This is a genomic window from Peristeroidobacter soli (assembly GCF_004138485.1).
Taxonomy (GTDB): Bacteria; Pseudomonadota; Gammaproteobacteria; order Steroidobacterales; family Steroidobacteraceae; genus Steroidobacter; species Steroidobacter soli.
This window is the reverse complement of the sequence record NZ_ML142848.1, coordinates 432,984-457,143: the sequence shown is the minus strand read 5'-3', so window position 1 is coordinate 457,143 and position 24,160 is coordinate 432,984. Positions and strand designations below refer to the sequence as shown.

General features: G+C 61.2%; 16 protein-coding genes. 14 read left to right on the top strand and 2 right to left on the bottom strand.

Annotation, left to right across the window (positions count from 1 at the left end; translation table 11 throughout):
- The 4 genes from EKO19_RS01740 to EKO19_RS01725 all read left to right on the top strand — a co-directional run bounded on the left by EKO19_RS01740 (position 1) and on the right by EKO19_RS01725 (position 8,698).
- Entirely contained in the window at positions 1–1,485 is a 1,485-nt protein-coding gene (locus EKO19_RS01740; RefSeq protein WP_129774687.1) for a tryptophan halogenase family protein, read from the top strand.
- A 24-nt stretch (positions 1,486–1,509) separates the two neighbouring features.
- Positions 1,510–3,831, top strand: a complete 2,322-nt coding sequence (locus EKO19_RS01735) for a glycoside hydrolase family 31 protein (protein WP_129774686.1) — start codon at positions 1,510–1,512, stop codon at positions 3,829–3,831.
- 613 nt (positions 3,832–4,444) lie between these two features.
- On the top strand, positions 4,445–7,219 hold the full coding sequence (locus EKO19_RS01730) for a caspase family protein (protein WP_129774685.1): 2,775 nt from the start codon (positions 4,445–4,447) through the stop codon (positions 7,217–7,219).
- A 30-nt stretch (positions 7,220–7,249) separates the two neighbouring features.
- Positions 7,250–8,698: an autotransporter outer membrane beta-barrel domain-containing protein gene (locus EKO19_RS01725; RefSeq protein WP_129774684.1), complete on the top strand. Its 1,449-nt coding sequence runs from the start codon at positions 7,250–7,252 to the stop codon at positions 8,696–8,698.
- On the opposite strand, the gene EKO19_RS01720 is transcribed toward EKO19_RS01725, so the two are convergent.
- On the bottom strand, positions 8,695–10,392 hold the full coding sequence (locus EKO19_RS01720; protein WP_129774683.1) for a serine/threonine-protein kinase: 1,698 nt from the start codon (positions 10,390–10,392) through the stop codon (positions 8,695–8,697). The genes EKO19_RS01725 and EKO19_RS01720 overlap by 4 nt on opposite strands.
- 188 nt (positions 10,393–10,580) lie before the next feature.
- Between EKO19_RS01720 and EKO19_RS01715 the strand changes: the two genes are divergently transcribed.
- The 4 genes from EKO19_RS01715 to EKO19_RS01700 are packed head-to-tail and all read left to right on the top strand — an operon-like array spanning position 10,581 to position 19,022.
- Entirely contained in the window at positions 10,581–12,041 is a 1,461-nt protein-coding gene (locus EKO19_RS01715) for an efflux transporter outer membrane subunit (RefSeq protein WP_157995063.1), read from the top strand.
- Between the two features lie 14 nt (positions 12,042–12,055).
- Positions 12,056–14,602 (top strand): FHA domain-containing protein, encoded by a 2,547-nt coding sequence (locus tag EKO19_RS01710; protein ID WP_129774681.1) that lies wholly within the window; start codon positions 12,056–12,058, stop codon positions 14,600–14,602.
- Positions 14,566–15,945 carry an HlyD family efflux transporter periplasmic adaptor subunit gene (locus tag EKO19_RS01705; protein ID WP_129774680.1) on the top strand — a complete coding sequence of 460 codons (1,380 nt, stop codon included), beginning with the start codon at positions 14,566–14,568 and terminating at the stop codon, positions 15,943–15,945. The genes EKO19_RS01710 and EKO19_RS01705 overlap by 37 nt, the downstream gene beginning before the upstream one ends.
- Positions 15,942–19,022 (top strand): ABC transporter transmembrane domain-containing protein, encoded by a 3,081-nt coding sequence (locus EKO19_RS01700; RefSeq protein ID WP_129774679.1) that lies wholly within the window; start codon positions 15,942–15,944, stop codon positions 19,020–19,022. The genes EKO19_RS01705 and EKO19_RS01700 overlap by 4 nt, the downstream gene beginning before the upstream one ends.
- Before the next feature lie 58 nt (positions 19,023–19,080).
- Here EKO19_RS01700 and EKO19_RS01695 read toward each other — a convergent pair whose 3' ends face one another.
- Positions 19,081–19,344 carry a hypothetical protein gene (locus tag EKO19_RS01695; protein WP_129774675.1) on the bottom strand — a complete coding sequence of 88 codons (264 nt, stop codon included), beginning with the start codon at positions 19,342–19,344 and terminating at the stop codon, positions 19,081–19,083.
- Between the two features lie 253 nt (positions 19,345–19,597).
- On the opposite strand from EKO19_RS01695, the gene EKO19_RS01690 reads away from it, so the two are divergent.
- From EKO19_RS01690 to EKO19_RS01665, 6 genes are all read left to right on the top strand, one after another.
- A complete protein-coding gene (locus EKO19_RS01690; RefSeq protein WP_129774678.1) occupies positions 19,598–19,855 on the top strand; it encodes a hypothetical protein in 258 nt (85 codons plus the stop codon).
- Between the two features lie 107 nt (positions 19,856–19,962).
- Positions 19,963–20,715 (top strand): peptidylprolyl isomerase, encoded by a 753-nt coding sequence (locus tag EKO19_RS01685; protein ID WP_129774677.1) that lies wholly within the window; start codon positions 19,963–19,965, stop codon positions 20,713–20,715.
- Positions 20,716–20,725: 10 nt separating this feature from the next.
- Positions 20,726–22,000 carry a sigma-54 interaction domain-containing protein gene (locus tag EKO19_RS01680; protein ID WP_129774676.1) on the top strand — a complete coding sequence of 425 codons (1,275 nt, stop codon included), beginning with the start codon at positions 20,726–20,728 and terminating at the stop codon, positions 21,998–22,000.
- 240 nt (positions 22,001–22,240) lie between these two features.
- A complete protein-coding gene (locus EKO19_RS01675; RefSeq protein WP_129774675.1) occupies positions 22,241–22,504 on the top strand; it encodes a hypothetical protein in 264 nt (87 codons plus the stop codon).
- 48 nt (positions 22,505–22,552) lie between these two features.
- Complete coding sequence (locus EKO19_RS01670) at positions 22,553–22,867, top strand: hypothetical protein (RefSeq protein ID WP_129774674.1); 315 nt, start codon at positions 22,553–22,555, stop codon at positions 22,865–22,867.
- A gap of 180 nt (positions 22,868–23,047) precedes the next feature.
- Entirely contained in the window at positions 23,048–24,049 is a 1,002-nt protein-coding gene (locus tag EKO19_RS01665; RefSeq protein ID WP_217705074.1) for a LysR substrate-binding domain-containing protein, read from the top strand.
- The last annotated feature ends 111 nt before the right edge of the window (positions 24,050–24,160 follow it).

The window sequence follows — 24,160 nt, the reverse complement described above, 5'->3', positions numbered from 1 at the left end:
ATGAATTTCGTGATCGTCGGCGGCGGCTCCGCAGGTTGGATGGCTGCCGCCGCGCTGGCTCATGCGCTCAAGGGCGTTCATCGGATCAGTCTGATCGAGTCCGAGGAGATCGGCACGGTCGGTGTTGGCGAGGCGACGATTCCGCCGCTGCAATTCTTCAACAAGGTTCTCGGGATCAACGAGCGGGAGTTTGTTCGGGCGACGCAGGCCAGCTTCAAACTGGGCATCGAGTTTCGTCACTGGGGCCGTACCGGGCAGCGCTACTTTCATCAGTTTGGCGAGTTCGGCGCCAACATCGACGGCATTTCGTTTCATCAGTTCTGGCTGCGTCTGAAAGCGAACGGCCATCCTCATCCGCTGAGCGATTACTCGCCGGCCGCGATCGCCGCTCAGCAAGGGCGATTCCTGCCGCCGTTTCCGACGATGCCCAAAGACATGCCGCAACTGGCCTATGCCTATCACTTCGATGCCGGGCTCTACGCTCGATTCCTTCGAGGCTACGCCGAACAGCGGGGCGTCGTGCGTCACGAGGGCCGCATCGTTCAGGTCGATCGCCATGGCGAGAGCGGTTTGATTGCAGGGCTGCGGCTTCACGATGGTCGAACGCTCTCCGGCGACTTCTTTATGGACTGCTCCGGGTTTCAGGGCCTGCTGATCGAGCGTACGCTCGAGACCGGCTTTGAAGACTGGTCACACTGGCTGCCATGCAATCGCGCACTGGCCGTTCCCTGCGAAAGAAACGAAGAGGGCCTGGTGCCGTACACGCGTTCGACGGCACATCAGGCGGGCTGGCAGTGGCGCATCCCGCTCCAGCATCGAACTGGCAACGGACATGTCTACTGTTCGAACTACATCACCGATGACGAAGCAGCGCGTGTTTTGCTCGCGAACCTGGACGCCAGGCCTCTCGCCGAGCCGCGGCTGTTGCGTTTCACGACCGGGCGGCGGAAGAAATTCTGGAATGGCAACTGCGTGGCGTTGGGATTGGCCGGCGGTTTCATGGAACCGCTCGAATCGACCAGCCTGCATCTGGTGCAAGCGGCGGTGTTTCGTTTCCTGTCCTTGTTGCCGTCCGGGTCGATCGATCCGGCCGCAGAGGATGAGTTCAACCGGCTCAGCATCGCGGAGTACGAGCAGATTCGCGACTTCATCATCCTGCACTACGTCGCCAATCGGCGCGACGAGCCGTTCTGGCGTGACTGTCGGCACATGGCCATGCCCGACACGCTCGCGCATCGGCTGGAGCTGTTTCGCTCGCGAGCCAAAGTCGCCCGGCATGACGGGCAGCTGTTCGCCGACGCAAGCTGGGTCGCGGTCATGTTGGGCCAGGGGATCGAGCCGCAGCGCTGGGATCCGCTGGCCGATATCATGTCGCTCGCTGAGTTGGAGCAGAAGGCCGAAGGACTGCGAAACAACCTACATGCCGCTGTCGCGCATATGCCCAGCCATCGGCAGTTCATCGAGAACAACTGCAAAGCGGCGTGATCCGAACCTCCAGGGAATAAATGCATGACTCCGATGAATCGCTCGGCGATGGTTGCGTTGGCGCTGTGTTGCAGCGGCGCCGTTATGGCTGAGCCGTTGGGCTTGCTCGATCGCAACGGCAGCTTTGTCGCGATCGAGCCGTACGCGCCCAACATCGTGCGCGTTACGTTGAGCTTGGAGAAGGAGCGGGTGGTTGCGTCCGCGGGCTACGGCTTCGTGGCCAATCCCGATGCCAAGGGATGGAAGCATGAGGTCGCCGCGGCGGGTGATACTTTTTCCTCGCCGGCGCTGTCTGTCGAAGTGAAGGCTCAACCGAACCCAGGGCCACCGAATCAGATGCAGCGCTACTTCGCGCCGTCGCTGCCGCCCGTGTCACTGAGGGTACGCAAGCCGAACGGCGAAACTGTCGTTGAGATGAGCGGCTGGGAGCTGGCGCCGCACACGGTGAACGGCGAGAAAACATTCCGGGTCGGGGCGAGCTTCGTCGCACCACCTGAGGAGCATTACTACGGGCTGGGTCAGAATCAGGAAGGCATCCTCGATCATCGCGGCCGAACCATCGACTGCAAGCACAACTACGATGCGCCCGCCGGTGAAACGGTGTGCGTGCCGTTCCTGGTAACGAACAAAGGCTACGGCATCCTTTGGGACAATCCGTCCAGCACGACGATCTCGGCCGGGCTGCAAGGTCGCACCTCTTGGCAATCCAGAGTCGGCGAGCGGGTCTCGTACTTCGTAATCGTGGGCGATACCGCTGACGATCTGTACGCGGGTTATCGCAAGCTCACAGGTGTTACACCGTTGCCGCCAAAGGCTGCGTTCGGTTACATCCAGAGCAAGGCACGTTACGAGAACCAGCAGCAGGTGCTCGATGTCGCGGCGGGCTATCGTCAGCGCGGCTATCCGCTCGACATCATGGTCGTCGACTGGTTCTACTGGACGCGCATGGGGCAGCTCGACATCAATCCGGTGGACTTCCCGTCGCCGGCGGCGATGAACAAAACACTCAATGATCAGGGCGTGCGGTCCATGATCAGCGTATGGCCGCGCTTCGAGCTCGAGTCGCGCTACTTCGATCTGCTCGCATCGAAAGGGTGGTTGTTGAAGCACGCCGACGGCCGGCCTGTCGATGGTCTGCCGATCCGCAGCGATCGGGCGGGAGCTTTGCTCGATAGCACCAATCCCGAAGCGCGCGAATGGTTCTGGGGCAAGATCCGGGACAACATCGCTTCGCAAGGCTTCGATTGGTTCTGGCTGGACGAGACCGAGCCGGATCTGGTGCCCGAGGGTTACTTCTATAGCGTGGGCAGCGGCGACCGTTATCGAAATCTGTATCCGCTGGTCCATACGCAGGGTGTCGCCGAAGGGGCGCGACGAGATCGGCCAAATAAACGTAACTTGATCCTGGCGCGCGCGGCGTACCTTGGCTCGCAGCGTTACGGCAATCTGTTCTGGTCCTCCGACATTCATCCGACCTGGGAAGCACTGAAGCAGCAAGTCACGACCGGTTTGAACTTCACCGCGTCGGGGCTTGCCTATTGGGGTAACGACATCGGTGGTTGGCAGTGGCATGTGCCGCCTCATGGGCCGGAGCGCAAACCGCTGGTCGATCCATCCGACGCACGCAGTGTCGTTGGAAACTACGACGACTATCCGGAGCTGGCTGTTCGTTGGTATCAGTACGGAACGTTCCTGCCGACCATGCGCGCGCATGGCCTGCGCAAGGAAACGGAGGTGTGGTCGTACGGCAAGGAAGCGGAAGCCATCATCAGTCGATATCTGAAACTGCGTTACACGTTGATGCCGTATTTGTATTCGCTGGGAAAACGTACCTACGACACGGGCGCGCCGTTCATGCGCGCATTGTTCATGGATTTCCCGAACGATCCCAAGGCTTTGAGCATCGGCGATCAATACATGTTCGGCCCCGCGTTCCTGGTTGCGCCGGTCACCGAGCAGGGCAGAGAGAGTCGCGAGGTTTATTTGCCGGCGGGCAGCGATTGGTACAACTACTGGACGAACCAGAAGTTGGCCGGTGGGCAAACGGTCACGGTCGCAGCCCCGATCGATGTGATTCCGCTGTTCGTTCGGGCGGGTTCCATCGTGCCGATGGGCGCGGATATCTCCAGCACCGCGACACCTCAGCCGCTCGAGGAGATTCGCGTCTATCCAGGAAGGAACGCCGAGTTCACGCTCTATGACGACGACGGCGTGTCGTACGACTATGAAAAAGGAATCGGGCGCACGACCCGAATGAAATGGGACGACAAGCTCGGACAACTCTCCGCCGAGGGAGACAAAGGAGTCAGTCGTTCCGTTCGCGAGCTGATCAAGATCGTTCGATAGTCCTAGGGCCTGTTAACACTCATTGGATGGGCTGCGACGAGCTATTGCGGTTCAGGGCTAGGCGGGACGAGCGCCGTGTGCTCTCTGCACATAAGGGAGGAGCAACGACGTCCTGAACCCCAATAGCTCGTCCCATCCAAGGATATTTATTCATTAGACGGGTTGCGCCTCCCGATTCTCATGAAACATGGGCCTGCCGCTGCGTTACAAAGCTTGCCCTCGCTACGCGAGGGCTGCGCTTTGCGCCTTGCTGCAGGCGATTGGAGGCGCAACGCAGTCCATCCAATGAGTGTTCACAGGCCCTAGTGCACGCTGCGACGCGATGTCGCGGCGTGTTGCCTTGCGATTGCGATCAATCCACTGATGAACTTGAGTTCCATTGCACGCTCACGCGCTGCGGCGAATAAATGCGCCTCGGCAATCGGAGTCGAGCAGTGGTTGATCGTCTTGAATGTTGCTGTATCGAGGGGTATATCCTGCAGCGATCCGACTGCGAACGGGTCGCGCTCACTCGCAGTGGTTTGTTTCTTATTTCTCGTGCTGCGGTAGCAGCCTCGACGTTGCCGCCCGCCCGCGCGAGCGATGGCTGTGACGTTTCTTGGGGAGTGCCGCGATGACAACATTCGCTGTGCGCGTTCGGCGCGCGTTCCTCGCACTCGGTGTCGGTACTCTCGTGGTAGCAAGTGGGGCACCACTCGCGGCCGAAAAAAATTCGGAAACAGAAGAACGCAGCCGCATTGCCGCGGCCAATCTGGAAGATGCGATCGTCGTCGACTGTCAGCTGCCTGGAAAGCTGCAGAAGCTCGGCGGCATGCGCTCTTATCTAACGCCCGGTCGCCTGGTGAGATTGTCGGCAGTCGACTGTCGCGCCCGCGGTGGCGAGTACACCATCGGCGATCTCTCGAGCGGCACACTGTCCATCGAGCGCTGGATGCCGCTCGCGAAGGCGGGCGAACCGGAAGCTCAATACTATGTCGCCCGAATCTATGCGAACGGCATGGGCGGCGTAGAGAGCGATCCCGCCGTCGCGGCGACTTGGTATCAGCGCGCGGCCGATCAGAATTATTCACCGGCGATCCAGGAGCTTGGCTATCTGTACGAGCAGGGTCTGGGCGTCAAGAGAGATCCCATGCTCGCACTCAACCTGCAGCGCAAGGCCGCGGGCCTGGGCGACGAGCTCGACTACGCCTGGAAGATCTCTGAAGCGGAAGAGGAAGGCGCCAGACAAGTGGCCGCTTTGAGTGAGCAACTCGACGCCTCCAATGCCGAGCTGCAGACATTACGAGCACAGCTGTCGGACACGACGAATGCCGCCTTTCAGGCGCGAGCCCAACTCGCGAAATCCGAATCCGCTGCGCTCGATCTGCGTGAGCAGTTGGCCGCGGCCAGGCAAGGTCAAGGGGATGGATCGAAGGTTGCGGAGTTGCGCAACGCATTGACCGCCAAGGAAAGTGAGTTGAGCGCGGCGCGTGACAAGATGAATGCGCTCAACACTCAGCTCACGCAGCAGCAGACGCAACTGTCGAATCGCATGGCGCAGTCACAGGCGTCCAGTATGGAGCTCAATGAGCTGCTGACCGGCGAGCGCGCGAAGAACCAGGAACTGACGGCTCGTCTGTCGCAAGCTGACCAGCGGCTGTTCAGGTCGGAGCAAGAGCTCGCCGACTTGCGCACTCAGTACCGCGCCGAGGTGGACCAGTTGGTGACCGAGCGGGAGGAGGTCGAGCGCGCCGCCGAGAAATCGAAGGATCAGGCGACTGCGATGCTCGCGGCTCGCGAGCGAGACTTGGATCGTCAAAAACTACGCGCGGCCTCGCTCGAAAAGGCGCTGGCGGAAGCGAGCCGGGCGCAGGTCGATGCCGCCAAGGCCGCCGCGAAGTCGGCGGACACGGACAAGCAGGCGAGCGTGAATTCCTTACGTTCGCAGCTGGACGATCAGCAGAAGCAGATCAAACAGCGGGAGCAGGAAATTGCATCGCTGCGCACGCTGGCGAAGCAGGATAAAGCCGCGCTCATGCGCGAGTTCGAAGGGCAAATGGCGGCCCGTAACGGTGAGCTCCAGGAGAAGCAGCGGCGGTTGACCGCGTTGAGCTCCGAAACTGATTCGTTGCGCTCGGAAGTGCAACGGCTGAGTCAACAGCGCGACAAGGATCTGGGCGGCGCGGCCGATGAAGCGGCGCGAGCACGCGCGTCGTTACGAATGGCACAGCAGAAGCTCAACGAGCAGCGCGAACGGCTCGACCAGCTGCAGACGGAGAAAGCCACCGACATGGCACAGCTGGCCCAGGCACGCGATGAGCTGCAGCGTCAGCTGTCGACCAACCGCCAGGCCAGCGAGATGCAGATCGCCTTCCTGAGAAAGGACCTGGAAGCGCGTCAACAGGATTTGAGGGCGAAGGACGGCCAGATCGCCAGCCTCAATGAGCGCTTGCAGGAACAGTCGAAGCGCTTCGATGCGCTGGTGGCCCAGACGCTGTCGACCGGCAAACCCGCCGATAAAGGCACGGTCCTGGCGAGCGCTCAGGTTCCACCGACGCAGGCCATGGGCAAGATGCGCTCGGTCGACAGTCGGCCGGCATCGGTGCAGTTGTCGCTGGGCGAGCTGCGCAATAGCAGTAGTGGGAACTATCACGCCATCGTCATTGGCAACAGCCTCTATCACTACATGGAGTCGCTGGACACGCCGGCAAATGACGCGAAGGAGATCGCGCAGCTGTTGAAGGAGCGCTATGGCTTCCAGGTGCAATTGCTGCTCGATGCCACGCGCGAACAGATCATGGTGGCGTTACATGACGCCAAACGTACGCTGACGCCCCAGGACAACCTACTTATCTATTACGCCGGCCATGGCGATGTAGACGCCACGTCGGGTCGGGCGTTCTGGCTGGGGGTCGAAGCCGACCGCGACACGCATGCGGGCTGGCTCGAAGCGGATCACATTCGCGCCAAGATCAAGGAAATGAACGCCAAGCACGTGCTGCTGGTGGCGGACTCGTGCTTCTCCGGCGCCATCACTCATCCGAAGACCACGACGATCGGCCGTGGCCTGAACGAAACCCGGCTGCGCGTTCAATGGAATCGTCGGGCGCGCATGGTGCTGACTTCAGGCGAAGTCACACCGGTCGCGGACAGCTCGGGCGATGGCAATCATTCCGTGTTCGCCCGTTATTTCATCCAGGTGCTGCGCCAGAACGACAACGTCATGAGCGGCGAGATGCTGTCGCATGAGCTCAGCGGTCGGATGCTCGCGCAACCCGTCCAGGTCGGACAGAACGGCCAGCGACAGCGGCCGACGTATTCGACCTTGCAAGACGCCAATCACGATATCGGCGATTTCTTTTTTGTGCCGGTGGCCGAGCCGGTGAAAGTCGCCGCACTGAATTATTGACCATCCTACAAGACCAGGGAGACGCCGACGATGAATACAAAACTGGCAACGAGAACGATGGCGTGCTGTGCGATCGCTGCCGCCGGCGCTTGCGCGACCGTCACGCAGGCACAGACAGCGAGTCAAACCGGTGCGCTCTCGTTATTCGTCAATGACCCGCGCAGTGCCGCGACCGGCTTGCAGCAGCAGGCGGGCTATGCCGTGCAAGGCATGTGCACATCGTTGGCGGCGGAGGGGGGATTGCGACTGACAGGCGCCAAGCAGGATCTGTTCGCCCGTTGTAACGAAATGGTGGAGACGGCTCGCGTTTTTCAAGGCATTCCGGCCGGTACCGGTCGTAACCTGGGATACAGCGACCGCAGTCAGCTGCTGGCGGCCGTTCAACAGGTGTCCGGCGAGGAGCTTGCCGCACAAGGCACCATGTCCACTCAAGTATCGTCGGGGCAGTTCTCGAACATCGGCGGTCGATTGACCGCGTTGCGAATGGGCACCGCCAGGCAGCGCTTCGGCGGAGGCGCCTCGTCCGATGAGCAAGCGCTGTCGGCCGAGAGCAAGAAATGGGGCTGGTTCGTCGAGAGCAGTTATGGCTTCGGCGATCAGGACCAGACGGTCGCCGTCGACGCCTTTGACTACGATTCGGTGAGTGTGACGACGGGTGCCGACTACAACTTCGGCTCCGGCGTTCTCGGCTTCTCCCTCGGCTACGACAACTATAAGGCCGACTTCGATCATGCGGTGTTCGTCAGTGGCGGCGACGTGGAAGTCAAGGGAGTCAGCGGCTCGGTGTTCGGCGGCTACTTCGGCGAACGATGGACGGTGAGCGGCATTGGTACCTATGGCTCGCTGTCGTCGGATGTTTCTCGACGCGTCGTCTACGATTCGGCCAATGCGGCTTGTAACCCGAGTTGTGGCGCCGTGCGGACGATGACCGGCAGCCCCGACGGTAGCTACATCGCGCTGGGCCTCACGGTCGGTTATGACTTTCACCTCGGCGGTTGGGATCTCACGCCTTCGCTGAGCGGCAGCTATCGCGATGTCGACGTCGATGGCTATAGCGAAACGGATCAAGCCGGCGGCGGCCTGGCTTTGCGCTACGACGACCAGACCATCAAGTCGACGCGGTCCATCGTCGGCCTTGCTCTGTCCCGGCCCATCAGTCGCGACTTCGGTGTCCTGGTGCCGAGCCTGCGGGCCGAGTGGCACCACGAGTTCGAGGACAGTGCGCGTACGATTCGAGCCAAGTACGTACTCGAGGATTCGTTGGCACTGGGTGCGTCGGACCCGAAGAACTTTTCCTGCAGCATCTCGTGCTTCAGCATGCTGACCGACCAGGTCGACGCGGATTTCGGCGTTGCCAGCATCGGACTGTCAGCGGTGTTCCCGCGGCGTCTGCAGGCTTACCTGGTGTATGAGGCGTTGCTGGGAACGTCGAACGTCAGCGGCAATTCGATTGCCGCCGGTCTGCGCGGACAGTTCTAGTTATGGGCTAGCGCATCCATCCGGCAGAAGCTCTGTTCGAGCCGGAGCAACTCCTGGCTCGACGGCAGTACCTGCCGGCCATAGCGGATCAAGTCGAGCGCCTCGGTCACGCGGCGCTCGTTTGCCAGAGAGCGTGCCCGTTCTGCGTAGACGTTTGCCACATCCGTTTGCAATTGCAGGGCGTCCCGCTGTGACGGATCCATCTTGAGGACCGCGGTCAGAATGTCCGTCACGCTGTTCGGCCCGTCACTGAGAATGTATTTGAGATCCTCGACGCGCGTGGCCGGCGTCGCGTCGAGCATATAATCCCGGGCCAGCGCGATATGGTCATCGATCTCCTGCTGCTGCTCGGCGGTCAGTGCTGGCCTCGGCTGCTGAGCATTCGTGATCGCAGGCTTGGGAATCTGCGCACATTGCAGGACTTCCATCGTTGAATCTTCCACTGCCACTCGATAGTAACGCGCGCCCACTGCCACCGCGCCCACGGCGACCAGCAATCCAGCGACTGCTCCGGGCAGGGCATATTTCTTCAAGCGACTCTGCGGCGTGAATGCCCCGAGAAAAGCACCGACACTGGGGGTTCGATCTTCGCGGTTCAGCGCCAGCCCCTGTTTCAAGCCCTCCCATTGATCGCGCGTGAGCGATGGGATGCGCTTCGGCGTCAGCTTGCGCTCATTGACGATCTTGGCGGATTGCCGGTCGAAAGGGTGGCGTCCGCTCAGCAATTCGTAGGTGACGCACGCCAGCGCGTAAATGTCGTCGCGCGGATCGGGCGCGGCCTGTTTCCACATCTCCAACGACGCATAAGCTGGAGTCAGTCCATGCAGCACCAACGCCGGATCGAAAAGGGTCTGATCGCTACGGGTATCGGTGGATTGGATCAATCGGGCGATGCCGAAGTCGAGCACCTTCACCGTGCCGTCGTTGCAGACGAAGATGTTGCCGGGCTTGAGATCGCAATGGACGATGCGTTTCTGATGGCCGTACTCCAGCGCCATCGCCACCCCGCGAATGATCGGCAAGACCTCGGCGAGCGGCAGCCCGTCGCTACAGCGCGCGTCGATGAACTCATCGAGGCCCTGGCCCTCCAGATATTCCATCGTCATATAGATACGTGAGCCGTCGCGGTCGAAGTCATAAACCGTGACCACATTCGGATGGGCAAGGGTGCTGGCGCGACGAGCCTCGCGCTGCAACGCCATAAACGACTCGGGATGTGCGCTGACTTCCCGATTCAATACTTTCAGCGCGATGTAGGGCTGCCGGTCGTGCGCTTCCTGGCGGCGCCGGTCGAGTGCCTTGAACACTTGTCCCATGCCGCCGCGACCCAGGCGCTCCACCAGCAGGAATCGTTCTTTCACGACCATGTTCGGAACCAGCGTTTCGCACGCCACTTCCGGATCGGGTTCGAACAGCGGCGGCTGCGCCTGGCCGCGGGCGAGCACGGTCGCCTTCGATTGCATTGCACTGCGCGGTGATTCCAGCGTCGCCGCCGGCGGATCGAACAGATCTCTCAAGGTGAGCCAGACGGTCGCCGACAGCCGGCCTTCCTCGACGGTGTTTCGCAACCAGCGTGAGATCGATTCCCGCTCTTGCGGATGCTGATTGAGATAGCCACGAAACACGGCGCGCAACTGATCCAGATCGATTGCGCCGCTGATGAAGCGTCCGAGTTCATTGCTCAGCTCGTGCATGGGGCCAGTGTAGCTCAGATAAATCGTGCGACGCGATGAAACATTCGTGCGTGTCTCACTGACACACTTCTGGCCGAGCCAAATAGATCGAACGAACAGTGGTGGCGGGCGGCGAGGCTGCTATGCTCCCTGCTCATTGCATCTCACATCGACGACGAACCGAATGGATTCGGTCGTGGGAGAACCCAGTGAACCATCCAGGGCCGCTCAATCGCGTCGAAAGGATTCGAGCGCTGACGCTTGCAGCGATCACGATACTGGTCGCGGGTTGCAGCACCCTCCAGGGTCCCGACTACAAGCGCCCCGAGGTTCCCGACAAACCACAATGGTCGCAGCTCGAAGGCCGCGAGCTCACCGCTTCCGAAGTCATTCTGCCCGATTGGTGGCACGGCTTCGGCGATCCTTATCTGATCCAGCTCATTCAGCGGGCCATCGATCAAGGCCTCGACATGCGGATCGCGGCGCTGCGCCTGGACAAGGCGGGCGTACAGCTCGGTAAGGACAGGCTCAGCGCCACTCCGAAAGTGGCGCTGGCGCCGGCGGATGCGATCGCTCGTGGCAAAAGTAACAACGCAGCGGTCAAGACCACGCGCGAGACCGAATCGCTCGGTGCCGCGCTGACCTGGGAGCTGGACCTCTGGGGCAAGATTCGCAAGGAGATGCAGGTGGCCGATGCGCGCTATCAGGCCACCGAAATGGACTGGCGGGCGGCGCAGCTCACACTCATCGCGAGCGTCGCGGAACGTTACTTCCAGATCCGTCAGTTCGACGAACAGGTCGTTCAGCAACTGGATTCGAAGAAGCAGGCCGAAGAGTTGCTGGATATCTATTACGCCCAGCACAAGGAAGGCATGGTGCCGGAAACCAAGATCCGGTCGCAGAAGGCGGAGGTCGCGAACCTGCAGACCCAGTTGCTCGACTTGCAACGGGGGCGCGCCGAAGCTGAGCTGAAGCTCGCGACGCTGGTCGGTGTGCCGGCGGGTGAGCTGTCCGTGCCTGTCGGCAACTTGAGAGACAGCGTGCGCATCCTCGAAGTGCCGGAGGTATTGCCCGCCGACGTCCTGTCGCGGCGTCCCGATGTGCTGAAGGCCGAGTACGACGTGCTGGCAGCCCATCATCTGGTCGGCAAGGCGAGGTTGGCGCGGCTGCCGACGTTCTCTCTGACCGGCGCGGCGAAGACGGGGCAGAGCTTCACCGCGACAGTGATCAATACCTGGACCTTTGGATTGGCGGCATCATGGGCCGGATTGTTCGATCGCGATCTGAAGATGGATGTGAAGCTCAACGAGGCGGATCTGGCGATCTCGCGCGAGGAATATCGAAAGACGGTCCTGGGCGCGTACGAGGAAGTGGAGATTGCGATGGTCAATCTGAATTCCCGGCGCGAGCAGATCAAGCAGCTCGAAGCGCAGGTCGCCGATCTGCAGGTCGTTCGCAATGTCCAGGATGCCCGTTTGCGGGAAGGGCTGGTGTCGCAGCTGGAAGTGTTCGACACCGAGCGCAGTCTGCTCGGCGCTCAGCAGCAGATTCTCTCGACCTATGAGCAACTGCTCACCGACACCGTGACGCTCTACAAGGCGCTGGGCGGAGGTTGGGAGGCCGAGCGGCCGGGCATGCGGGAAGTCGCCGACTCCAAGACGGTGAAGTGAGCGCTGTTTTTTCTATGAAAGCCATTCTGAAGCCCGTCTCTCATCCGGACCTTGGCGATATCAGCATCGTCGACGATCTGTTGGCCATCGGCCGCAACGAGGAGCCGTTCGCATCCAGACTCGGCGTCGAGGCTTCCAGCCTGTCGCGGCGTCATGCCCGCGTGTTTCAGGAGGACGGCAAGTTCTTCATCGCCGATCTGGGTAGCCTCAACGGCACTCGCATCAATGAGCGCGAGCTGAAGAACAACATCGCTCTGCTGAACAACAACGATCACATCACTCTGGGTGGCGCTGTCGAATTTCGAGTAGAGATCCGGCAAGCCAACGAGCCGACTGCGAACAAGAGCCCGGCGATGCGCGTCACCTTGGTGCCGGAAGATCCGACGAATGGTCTGGAGACCATCGCGATCCAGAACTTTCCGTTTCTGATCTCGCGCAACGAGGCGGGCTTCGATCAATACCGGGAGCGGCTGTCGAGTGCATGGCGCAAGCTGTCGCGTCGCCACGCGGTGATCGCGCTCAAGGGGGGCCGGGTCAATGTTGAAGACCTGGAGAGTTCCAACGGGACGTTTGTTTCGGGCGCGAGGTTGGACGAACGATCGAGGCCGTTGGCCGATGGAGACGTCGTTGCTTTCGGCGACCCGACGTTCTCGTACCGGGTGCGCATCGAGAGCCTGCATGAGCCAACGCAGTTTGCCGCGACGGTGTTCGGTCGGTCGGATCAGGCGCCGCCGTCTCGCGCCACACAGCAGCCGAAGGTGGAACCGCAATCGAGACCCGCAACGCAGCCCGAGATAGTGGAGCAACCCGCTGCAGTCGAGTCGCGCGGTGGCGCGAATCGCACGCGCTTCGTCAGCTCGGCGGACTCATTCATCAATGTGTTCTGCTCGGACGACGAAGTGGTGCAAGGCTCCAACGCCGGCGCCCACGCCGCGACGATGGAGACGCTGCAACTCAAAGAGCCGCCCAAGGGGCTGCGCAAGCTCGGAGCGACTGTCGGGCAGGTGTGGCGTGCACTAGGTGGCGGCACCGTCGATCGACGCTTCATGTGGGGCGCGGCCGCGTTGCTCGGTGTGATCGTGATGGCTATTGCGATCACGTACCTGGTGGGCCAGGATCGTCATCAGATCAAAGAGCTGCTCGACGAGGGGCAATACAGCGAGAGTGCGATCGCCGCCAATCGCTATCTCGAACACCATCCGAACGACGCCGAAGCAAGCACCTGGGGCGAAGAGGCCCTGACCCGGGCCATCGTGCCCACCTGGATGGATCACATCGATCACGACCGCTATCCCGAGGCCGCTCGATATCTGGAGACTCAGCGCGAGGCACATCCCTTCATTCCCCGCGGGCTGCAGATGATCGACACCCTCGCGTGGGCGGGAAAACTGGAAGCGCACATGGCGGAGCGCGGCGGCACATCCGGCCCGATCGTTCTGTTCCGGGATGAAGCGCCGATCCGCGCCCTGGTGGATGAATGGAGCAGCGATAGTTTCCGCCGCCAGCAGATCATGGACCAGATCGTCACTCAGATCCCGCAGTTCGAGCCCATCCACGCGCGGATCTTCAGCAGTCTCACCACCTTGCGCGGTGACAACTCACTCTACGTGAAGGCCATCGATGAATTGAAGACGTCGATTCAGTCGGCGCTGAAGCGCGATGAACGACAGAGCATCGACAAGCTGCTCAGCGAATTCACGTCCAACTATCCCCGCGTCTCCGGCATCGATGCCCTGCGTGACGATCTGGCGCGCTATGACACGCTCAAGCAGCTGGTTCAGCGCAAGGAGCTGTTGCAGCTGGCTGAGTTGAAGGAAACGTCGAAGTTCCAGACCCCCATCTTCACCGACTACATCGGTACCTGGCTGGCGAGCGCGCTGCCTCCGCCCGACGTCATCGCCAAACATGCGAAGGCGGCCGAAGCCTGGCGTACGGGCAATCACGACGAGGCGATCGCGATCCTGCAGTCCGTGACAGACGCCCCTTGGGGTGAAGTGGCGACCCGCCAGATCGCGCGCTACGAGAAGGTCGGTGCCGACTACGACGCCTTGCTGATGACCAAGGGCAAGGATGAGTACTGGGATCGTCTGCTGGTGGTGTGGTCGTCGCTGCGTCCGGACGAAGACGGGCATTTGATCAAGACGCTCGAGCCGGACTTCGTCGCTCACAAGGAGAAGGTGTTGCCGCGAATGGATCAATCGCTTGCCCGCGTGCGCGCTTACTGGAGCGAATATCAAAGTGCCGGCGGCATTCCGGGCGTGATTCGAGTGGAGGAGCGCGTGTCGCCGCGGTTCTCGGGCCAGGCGAAACGTCTTTCCAGCGCGTATCGCGAGATCAGCAGCGGTGCTCGAACTTATCAACTCCTGCAAGTGACGCCGCCGCCCGAATGGCAATCGCTGCAGCAGGATGTCGTCGATGAAGTCCAGCGTCAGCGACGCTGGCTGCAGGATCTGAACATCGTGCTGGAGCCGGTGCTCCTGCACGCCAAACTGGAGCTGCTGCCCGAAATCTCGGAGCAATCATTATGGGTACAGTCTACTACCGATCCAAAAAAGGACTGAATCGGTTCTTCGAGGAGCACGGTCCGGAAGGCGTCGCCATCGTGACGGATCAGCCGTCACGACTGATTCGCGGCACCATCCTGGTGTTCTTCGGGCTGCTGATCGCGGCCGTGCTGTGGTCTTTCATCGGCAAGTCCGACGTGGTCGTGGAAAGCACGGGCATGGTGAAGCCCGAGCTCGAGCAGCAGGGCGTGTATCTGCCCATCAAGGGCGAGCTGGTCAATGTCTATGTGACCGAAGGCATGCCCATCCAGAAGGGCGACGTGGTGGCGCGGATCGATTCTCCCAGTGCCATCGAGCTGGCGGGGCAAGCGACGCAGGCATCGGTGCATCTCGCGGCCGCCGAACGCGGCTACGAAATGTTTCCGACCAAGAAAAAAGCGATGGAGAAAGAGATCGCGGCACTCAAGGAGAAGATTGCCGCCGACGAGCGCGACAACGACTGGCGCGTCGCCGAGAGCGTCAAGAAGCTCGCGGAAGAGCAGCAGCTGAAATTGGAGAAGGCTCGCGCCAAGCTCGCCAAGGCCGGCGCCGAGCGCGATCAGGCGCAGCGCGTGTTGGAGCAGCACGAGCGCTTGTTCAATTCGTCGGGCAACGGCGGCCTGTCCAGGGATCAAGTGGAAGAGAAGCGCGGCTTCCTGCGCGAAAAGACCCTCGACTACAAGCTGGCGGAAAGCGAGCTGGGCGAGTTCGAAGTGTCGTTGATGCAGGACTACGACAAGAAGAAACAGGAGTTGCAAAAGAAATCCCAAGACCTGCTCGCGACTCAGGCCCAGTACGACAACATGGTGCTGCGTGTGACGCAGGAAGAGGAGCAGGCCGAGACGGATGTGCGTCTGGCGCGCGCCAAGTCCAAGGCAGCCTCGCGCATCAGCTACGAGGATATCGACGAGGATAATTTCCTGCGGATCCGCGCTCCCATGGACGGTGTCGTTACCACCGTGACCTTCACCGACGTTGGCGCGCAGGTCGACGAGAAAACACCGGTGGTCCTGATCGCACCCAAAGGCGCTCGCAAGGTCCTGGAGATCGAGATCAACGAACGCGACCGGGCCTTCCTGAAGCCCGGCATGCCGGTTCGAGTCAAAGTGAATGCGTTTCCGTATCAGCGCTACGGTGTGCTGACGGGCGAACTGGAACATATCTCGCCGGCCTCGAGCCCCAACCGCGACACCAAGCAGATCGTCTACAAGGCGCGGGTCGGGCTGCAGAGCGACCACTTCACCATCAATAACGTGGCGACGCCGATTCGCTACGGCATGGCCGCCAAGGTCGAGATCGTCGTCGACAGCCGGCGCCTGATCGATCTCGCCATCGATCCTTTCAGAAACTCCGTCGGATGACCCTCATGAAAGAACTTCGCTCACTGGCCGACGATGCGGTGGTTGAATTTCTCGCCACGGTCGAGATGTTCTCCGCATTCAGTGCCGCCGACCTGCAGCAGCTCGCGACCTTTGTGGACTCGCGCTGGTACGAATTCGGCGAAGCGGTGTTCGAAGCCGGCCAGAAGAATGCCGGCTTGTATGTGATTCGATCCGGAACGGTCCGGCTGTTCAGCGAAGAGAGCGGCAAGGAGGTCAGTCAGGGCGTGCGCAAGGCGGGTGACGTTCTCGCTGAGATCGGCGCCCTGCGTGAGCATGTCCACGATGCATCGGCGCGCGCGTCGACGAAGACGGAAATTCTGTTCCTGTCACGCGAGGCCATCGCGCCGGTGCTTGCCAGCAACAAGGAGGCTGCGGCCTTCCTCTCCAGTTACACCGCGATTCGGATGGCGGGCGGCGTGGTGAGTCGCCTGTTCGAGCTCAAGGGCAAAGTAGATCAAGCCGAGCTGGCCCAGCTCGTGCGCAGCCTGGGCGTCAAGCGTGTCGAGGCGGGCGCCACGATTCTCACCCAGGGGTCTTCGGACGACCGGCGTCTCTATGTCGTGCGTCAGGGCAAAGTAAAGATCACCCGCGAGGAAGAGGGCACGCAGTATCCGATTGGCCTCGCGCGCCAGGGTGAGTTCTTCGGTGAGTCCGCCGCACTCAATCCTGGTGAGCAACCGGCCTCGGTGGTTGCGGAAACGGATGCGTTGTTGCTGGTCATTCCCACGGACACCTTGCGGTTGTTGCTCGAACGCAAGCCACAGATGAAGGAATTTCTGGAAAGCAGAGTCAAGGCGGCGGAGCGCGAGCTGGAGCGGCAGAAGCAGTTGGCCGAACGCAGAGGTCGACGCCTGTTGCTCGATATCGCCGGTCGTACTGGTGCTGGAGAGAAAGTCATCCCGCGCTTCGAGCTGGTCGAACAGGCGGAGGAGGCCGACTGCGGCGCCGCCTGCCTCGCGATGATCAGCAAGCATTACGGGATCGCGATCACGCTCGGCAAGTTGCGCGAGATGGCGAACGTCACTACGGAGGGGGCGACGCTCGATAGCCTCGCGCGTGTGGGTGAATCGCTGGGCTTTGCGGCTCGCGGCATGAAGTGCACTTTCGAATCGATGCTCGGCTTCGAGCTCCCCTTCATCGCCCACTGGGAGGGATACCACTACATCGTGGTCTACGGCGTATCCAGGCGGCATGTGTGGGTTGCCGATCCGGCGCGAGGTTTTGCCAGGATGACGGTGGCGGATTTCGAGAAGGGCTGGACCGGCACATGTCTGTTGTTCTCGCCCAGCGCCGATCTGTCGCAGTCGCGTGCCGGTCAATCGCCGTGGATGCGATTCGTCAACTATCTCGCGCCGTTCAAGCACGTCATCGGCTATGTCGCCATGGCGACGCTGGTGATCGAGCTGTTGGGGGTGGCACCTCCGATCATCGTTCAAAACATCCTCGATCGGGTCGTGGTTCACCAGAATCTGCAACTGCTGCACGTGCTGATCGTCGGCTTGATCATCGTGCACGTGTTCACGCGTCTCACCACGTTGATGCGGGGCTTCCTCGCGAACTTCATCCGGCGCAATCTCGATTTCGAGATGATCTCGCAGTTCTTCCGGCACACCCTGTCGTTGCCGCTCGATTTCTTCAACCGACGCCGGACCGGCGACATCTTCGCGCGCTTCCAGGAAAACATGAAAGTGCGCAACTTCCTCACCGAGTCGACCGTGAGCACGCTGCTGAATACGTTGATGGCGTTCATCTACTTCATCGTCATGTTCCTCTATAGCGTCAAGCTGTCGTTGCTGCTGATAGCCTTCATCATTCCCATAGGTCTGCTGACAGTGATGGCGACGCCGAGAATCAAGCAGTACGCGCGGCGCTCTTTCGAGACGTCGACGGATGCCGAGTCGGTGCTGATGGAGACGTTGAGCGGTGCCGAGACGGTGAAGGCGATGGGTATCGAACGCCCGATGCGCATGCGCTGGGAAAGCCGTTACGCGAAGGCGCTGGATGTGCAGTATCGGGCGCAGCGTTTCGATCTGCTGGTGGGGTTCACCGGTCAGATGCTCAGTGCCGCCAGTTCAGTCGTGATTCTGTGGATTGGCGCGAGCCTGGTGCTGGATGAGCAGCTCACCATCGGTCAGCTGATCGCATTCACCATGTTGATGGGCAGCGCCCTGGCGCCGGTCATGGGGCTGATCGGCTTGTGGGATCAGCTGCAGGAGACGGGCGTTGCGATGGAGCGGCTGGGCGACGTGCTGGATCTGGATCCGGAGCAGAAGCCTCAGGACATCGAGTCGCGCATCATGCTGCCCAGCCTGAAGGGCGATATTCGCTTCGACAATGTGTTCTTCCGTTACGGCGGCAAGGAAAACCGCTTCGTGCTGGAGAACATCCGTTGCTCCATCGAGTCGGGCCAGATGGTCGCGATCGTCGGTCAAAGCGGCTCCGGCAAGACCACGCTGGCCAAGCTCGTCGCCGGGTTCTACGCGCCGACCGAGGGTTCCATTTACGTCGACGGCTACGACATGAATCTGGTCGAGAAGGAGTACTACCGCGCTCAGCTCGGCTACGTGATGCAGAACAATCTGCTGTTCTCGGGCACCGTCGCTGAGAATATCGCCGCCGGTGAAGAGAATCCGGACCGACGGCGTGTCGTTGAGGTCGCGAAGATGGCGGATGCTCACAACTTCATCAGCGCCATGCCGCTGGGTTACGAGCAGATCGTCGGTGAGCGAGGCATGGGCCTGTCGGGTGGACAGATGCAGCGTCTGTGCATTGCCCGGGCGCTCTATCACGATCCTCGCGTCCTGATCCTGGACGAGGCGACGTCGGCGCTCGACAGCCAGTCAGAGAGCAACATTCTCCGGAACATGCAGGACGTGCTGAGGGGGCGCACGTCGATCGTGATCGCGCATCGGCTCAGCACGATCATGAATGCGGACAAGATCCTGGTGCTCTACAACGGCAGCATCGTCGAAGAGGGCGCGCATCGTGAGCTGATCGAGCGCAAAGGAATGTATCACCAGCTGGTGCAGAAGCAGATGATGAGCAGCGCTGCTTAGAGACGTAAAGAAGAGGAGGCCTTTGCGGGCCTCCTCTTGCGGGGGGAAGAACGTGCGATTACACGCGGACGAAATGATCCCAGTAGCTGTACTCGGTCTGGGTGCGCGTGCGCTTCCAGCCTTCGTAGGTCTGACGGGTCAGATAACCGTCGTGGAACGTCTGGCCGACATAGGAGCTGAACATCTGGGTGTAGCCGCTCCACGAGCCGGTGCTCACGAAGGAGCTGCGCAGGTGCCAGTCGGCGCCGCCGGACAGTTCGGTCATCGACTTGCGATCCAGCGCCTGGGAGAGGTTGAGATCGGCGAGGTTCAACGTGGTCATGTCAGTATCTCCGAGTGGTTGAGGTTGCTATCGAAGCGCCGTTGCGTTGGCGCTTGATCGAGGAATAGCAGGCGCCGTGCCAGCCGTGCCAACAGGCCGAAACTTTCTGGTAAGTGGCTGAAGTCAGTTGGGAAATAGTTGAGTCATGAAAAATCGGTGCGACGCGCCAGGAGCTCGGCAGCCTGAGCTCGTTGGGTCACGGCCAACAATTAAAGGCCGCGATGTTGGATCGAACCCATTACTGGAGAGACCGATGAGCAAACTGGTCATCGCGGATCTTGAAGACAGCATCGAGCTCGACCGGGAAGCGATGCGCGCCATCGTCGGGCTCGGCACGCGTCCCCTGTGGCCGAGACAATCGACTGCCTTCTTTCTGATGAATCAAGCGAAGAGTGCGACCGGTCTGCGCGCCGCAACAGGTCGCTGGTCCGCGCACCTTCGTCCGTTGCCGATCGAATCGTTGCAACGTCGAATCAATCGGGACGGCAAGCGTTGGAAATCGGGCGAATGAAAGTTCTCATGCCCTTTCGGCAGCCTGGACGAATGCGGACGAACGGATCACAGTAACGATGTTCCCTGAGCAAAGAGGTTTCTTTTGTTTCGAGAGGAGTCTTCGTCATGACCAATCTGATTCGTATCAATGACGAGATCATCAGCTCCGACAGCTTCGTCAAACTGCTGAAGTTGAGCGGCCGGTTCGACGGGCTGATCGATGATATCGTCCAGGAGAAGCTGGCCGTGCATTCGGCGAGGAAACACGGCGTCCGGATCACGCCGGAATCGGTGCAGCAGCGTTCGGATCAGCTGCGCCGCGTGAATGGATTGCATCGGGCCGTGGAAATGAAGCGCTATCTGGAAAGCATGAGAGTCACGCCCGAGGAGTACGAGATCTACGTGACCGAAACCCTGTGCTTCGAGAAAATGATGGAGCACGTGGTGACCGACGACAAGGTCGAGCAGTTCTTCCGCCTGAATTCACCCCAGTTCGACACTATCGACGTGAGTCACATCGTGCTGGACTCGGCGGGCAAGGCCAAGGAGATCATGGCCATTCTGATCGATGAGCCGGAGCGGTTCGCCGAGCTCGCGAACGAGCACTCCATCGCCGATACGCGCGGCCACGGCGGACATATCGGCAGTGTGCTGCGAGGAGCGTTGCGTGGTGACGTGGAAGCCAAGGTGTTCCATGCGCAGAAGGGCGAGATCATCGGCCCCTTTGCCTCGCCGGACGGCACGTGCTTCGAGATCTTCATGGTCAACGAGAAACGGCCCGCGGTGCTGGATGAGGAGACCAAGGCCGAGATCCGGCGCGTGCTGAAAGAGCAATGGCTGGCGGCCCAGGCCAGCGAACATCGGCTCGAAGTGATGTAACGCCGCCACGATGAAAACCGTCGACTCGAATCTCGAAGCGACGATCTCGTACGCGGCCTTGCTGGAGAAGATCGAGATTCTGCGCTCGACCTTGCGTTGGGCGCAGACTCTCGATCGGGCCCAGATCCAGAAGCTGCTGAATCAGTGCACGACGATGCGCGACGAGGTGCTGCGCCTGTCGCACACCGAGCGCTTCGTCAAGGCCAGCACCTCGGCGCCGCGTAATCAGAGCGTCGCCCAACGACGGCATGCGCTGTTGGAACGTGACTTTCAGTTCGACGGCGTGTTCGGCGACAGTCCGAGGCTCATCGAGGCGCTGGAGATCGCGGAGAAGGCTGCACGCACGGACCTGCCAGTGCTGGTCGATGGCGAAAGTGGTACGGGTAAGGAGTTGATGGCGAAAGTCATCCACGCGAACGGCAATCGCGCCGATCGGCCGTACATCACCGTGAACTGCGGCGCGATTCCAGAGAACCTGCTCGAGTCCGAGCTGTTCGGACACAAGCGGGGCGCATTCACCGGCGCGAGCACGGATCGCGCCGGCAAGTTCGAGGCGGCGAACGGGGGGACGATTTTTCTGGATGAGATCGGCGAGCTGCCGCTGATCGGGCAGGTGAAGCTGCTACGGGTCCTGCAGTCCAACGAGATCCAGCGGGTCGGATCGGATCAGGTCATCAGTGTCGACGCGCGCATCGTCGCGGCGACCAACAAGAATCTGCTCGAGATGTGCAAGGCCGGCACATTCCGAGAGGATCTTTATTACAGGCTCAGCATCATTCAAGTGACGTTGCCGGCGCTGCGTGACCGGCGCGATGAAATTCCGGTGCTGATCGAGTATCTCTCGAACGAAGCCTCGTCGAGATTGAATCGCCAGCCCGTGAAGCTGTCGCGACGGCTCACCAGCTTCCTGAGCTCGTACGACTATCCAGGAAACATTCGCGAGCTGAGAAATATCATCTTTCGGATTTCGTGCCTGGCGACCGAGACGGCGGATCTGGAGCATCTGCCGGAGAACGTGCGTGCGAAAGTGCCGGAGCGGACCGCACAGCTCGAAGTAGAGCCAGCGACATCGCTGGTCGACGCCAAGCGCAAGGCCAGTGACGAAGCGGAGCGCAGCTATCTGCTGGAGTGCCTGGCCAAAGCGAACTATCGCGTGACGGATCTCGCCAGGAACATTGGCATGAATCGCAGTCACGTGCAGACGCTGCTCAAGAAGCACGGCATCAGCGCGCGTCAGTCGGCGAAATCGCACGCCGCTGGCGGAGCTCCCGCAGCCCCGGTCTGAGTCGGTTTCGATCCAACACGACACTGAATTTTCGTTGGCTTTGCTCCAACGAACTCAGGTCCTCGAACCGGCAAGCAGTGGCGCCGATTTTTGATCCATCAACTATTTCTCATCTGCCGTCAGTCACTTACCAGAAAGTTTCGGCCTGTTGGCACGGCTGGCACGGCGCCTGCTATTCCTCGATCAAGCGCAAACGTAACGGCGCTTCGATAGCAACCTCAACCACTCGGAGATACTGACATGACCACGTTGAACCTCGCTGATCTCAACCTCTCCCAGGCGCTGGATCGCAAGTCGATGACCGAACTGTCCGGCGGCGCCGACTGGCACCTGCGCAGCTCCTTCGTGAGCACCGGCTCGTGGAGCGGCTACACCCAGATGTTCAGCTCCTATGTCGGCCAGACGTTCCACGACGGTTATCTGACCCGTCAGACCTATGAAGGCTGGAAGCGCACGCGCACCCAGACCGAGTACAGCTACTGGGATCATTTCGTCCGCGTGTAAGCGCACGCTGGTGGAGGCCCGCAAGGGCCTCCACTTCGGAGCCAAGCCATGAAATATTCCCTGCTGATTCTGGCTCTCGCAGGCACCGGCTGCAGTACCCCGAGAGCCGCACCTCCCACTTCTGAAACCACCTCTGCGACGATCGTTTGTAGCGCGCACCCGCTGCCCGAATTCACTCTGCGTTCCGATCATCTCTCGAACGAGGCCGCCGTCTGCGATTGTGTCTGGTCGAGTCTCAGCGAGCAGGATCGCAAAGTGGCGACGGATTTGCGCAACGGGCACAGTGACGAAGCCTCCATCGAGAGCTCGTTCCCGACCCGCTTCGGCCAGGCGATCGGCACCTGCACTTCTCCCGGTTCGTAGCCCCTCCAGGCTGTGGTGCCACTCGTACACCGCCGCCACCATCGTATGCAGCGCCGCCCCCGGACCATTCTGTAAGGATGGATTGGCCGGGGGCCTTGCTGTAGGCATACTCGTTCCAAGGTGCGGCCGCTCACAGGCAGCGGTTGCTGGATCCAAGCACGCTACTGCGAGCCAGAGATCATGATGTCTGCTGAAGACCGACGCCGGATCGATCCGCCAGCGCCCGCGCTGCCGTCGCGGAAGGGGCTGCCGCCATTCGACGCCTTGCGCGCATTCGACGCCATTGCCCGGCTCGGCGGGGTGAGGCGGGCGGCTCAATACTTGTGTCGCGATCACGGGGTGATCAGCCGCCACCTGCGCACCATCGAGGAGTGGACGGGCACCAAGCTGATCGCCCGCACCGCCAATGGCACGGTCCTGACCGAGGATGGGGTGCGTTATCACAAGCAGATCAGCGCGGCGATCGATTCCATTTCCAACGCCACTATCGACCTGATGAAGCGGGGCGACAGCCGGCGGCTGCACATTCATTGCATGCCGGCCTTTGCCTTGCATTGGATCTCCGGAAGGCTGGGGGATTTCGAGCTGGCCCATCCCGGTTTCGATATCGAAGTGCGGCCCATGGACCGCAGTCCGGACTTCCTGACCCACCACGCCGACGTCGATCTGCGCATCGTGGCCATGTATGCCGGTGCCTACGAGATTCCAGCCGAGTGTCGTAGCGTCGAGATCGCGCGGGCGCCGGTGATCGCGGTGGCGAGTCGTGAGTATCTGGCGCGGAATGCCAGGATTCGCGAACCCAAGGACATTCTGGGCCACCAACTGCTCCATGAAGACAATCTGATCCGTTGGCGCAACTGGCTGGCCAGCCATGGCGTGCACCCCGACGAGGAGTTGTCCGGTCCACGGCTGTGGCAGGCTCAGCTCGCGCTCGAGGCGGCACGTCATGGACGCGGTGTCGCGCTGATCAATTATCTGGTGGTAGCCGAAGAGCTGAAGCAGCGCCAGCTGGTGGATATCGGCGCGGGGCTCGACAGCTTTGAGCCGCCCGCCATGGGGATACTTCAGTTCGTCGCTCGCTCGGAGCGGTGGGACGCGCTGCCCATTCGCAGCTTCCGCGACTGGTTGACGACTACCATCGCCAAGGATCATCCGGAGCTCAAGGTCCCCGACGCGGGCTGATCGGAGTCACCGCCCGGTGTACCACGTACACCGGCGCTACCGCCCTATGCAACCGTGGGGCGGGACCTCGCTAGTATAAAAAACCATCGAATGCGACACGCGAGCAGCACC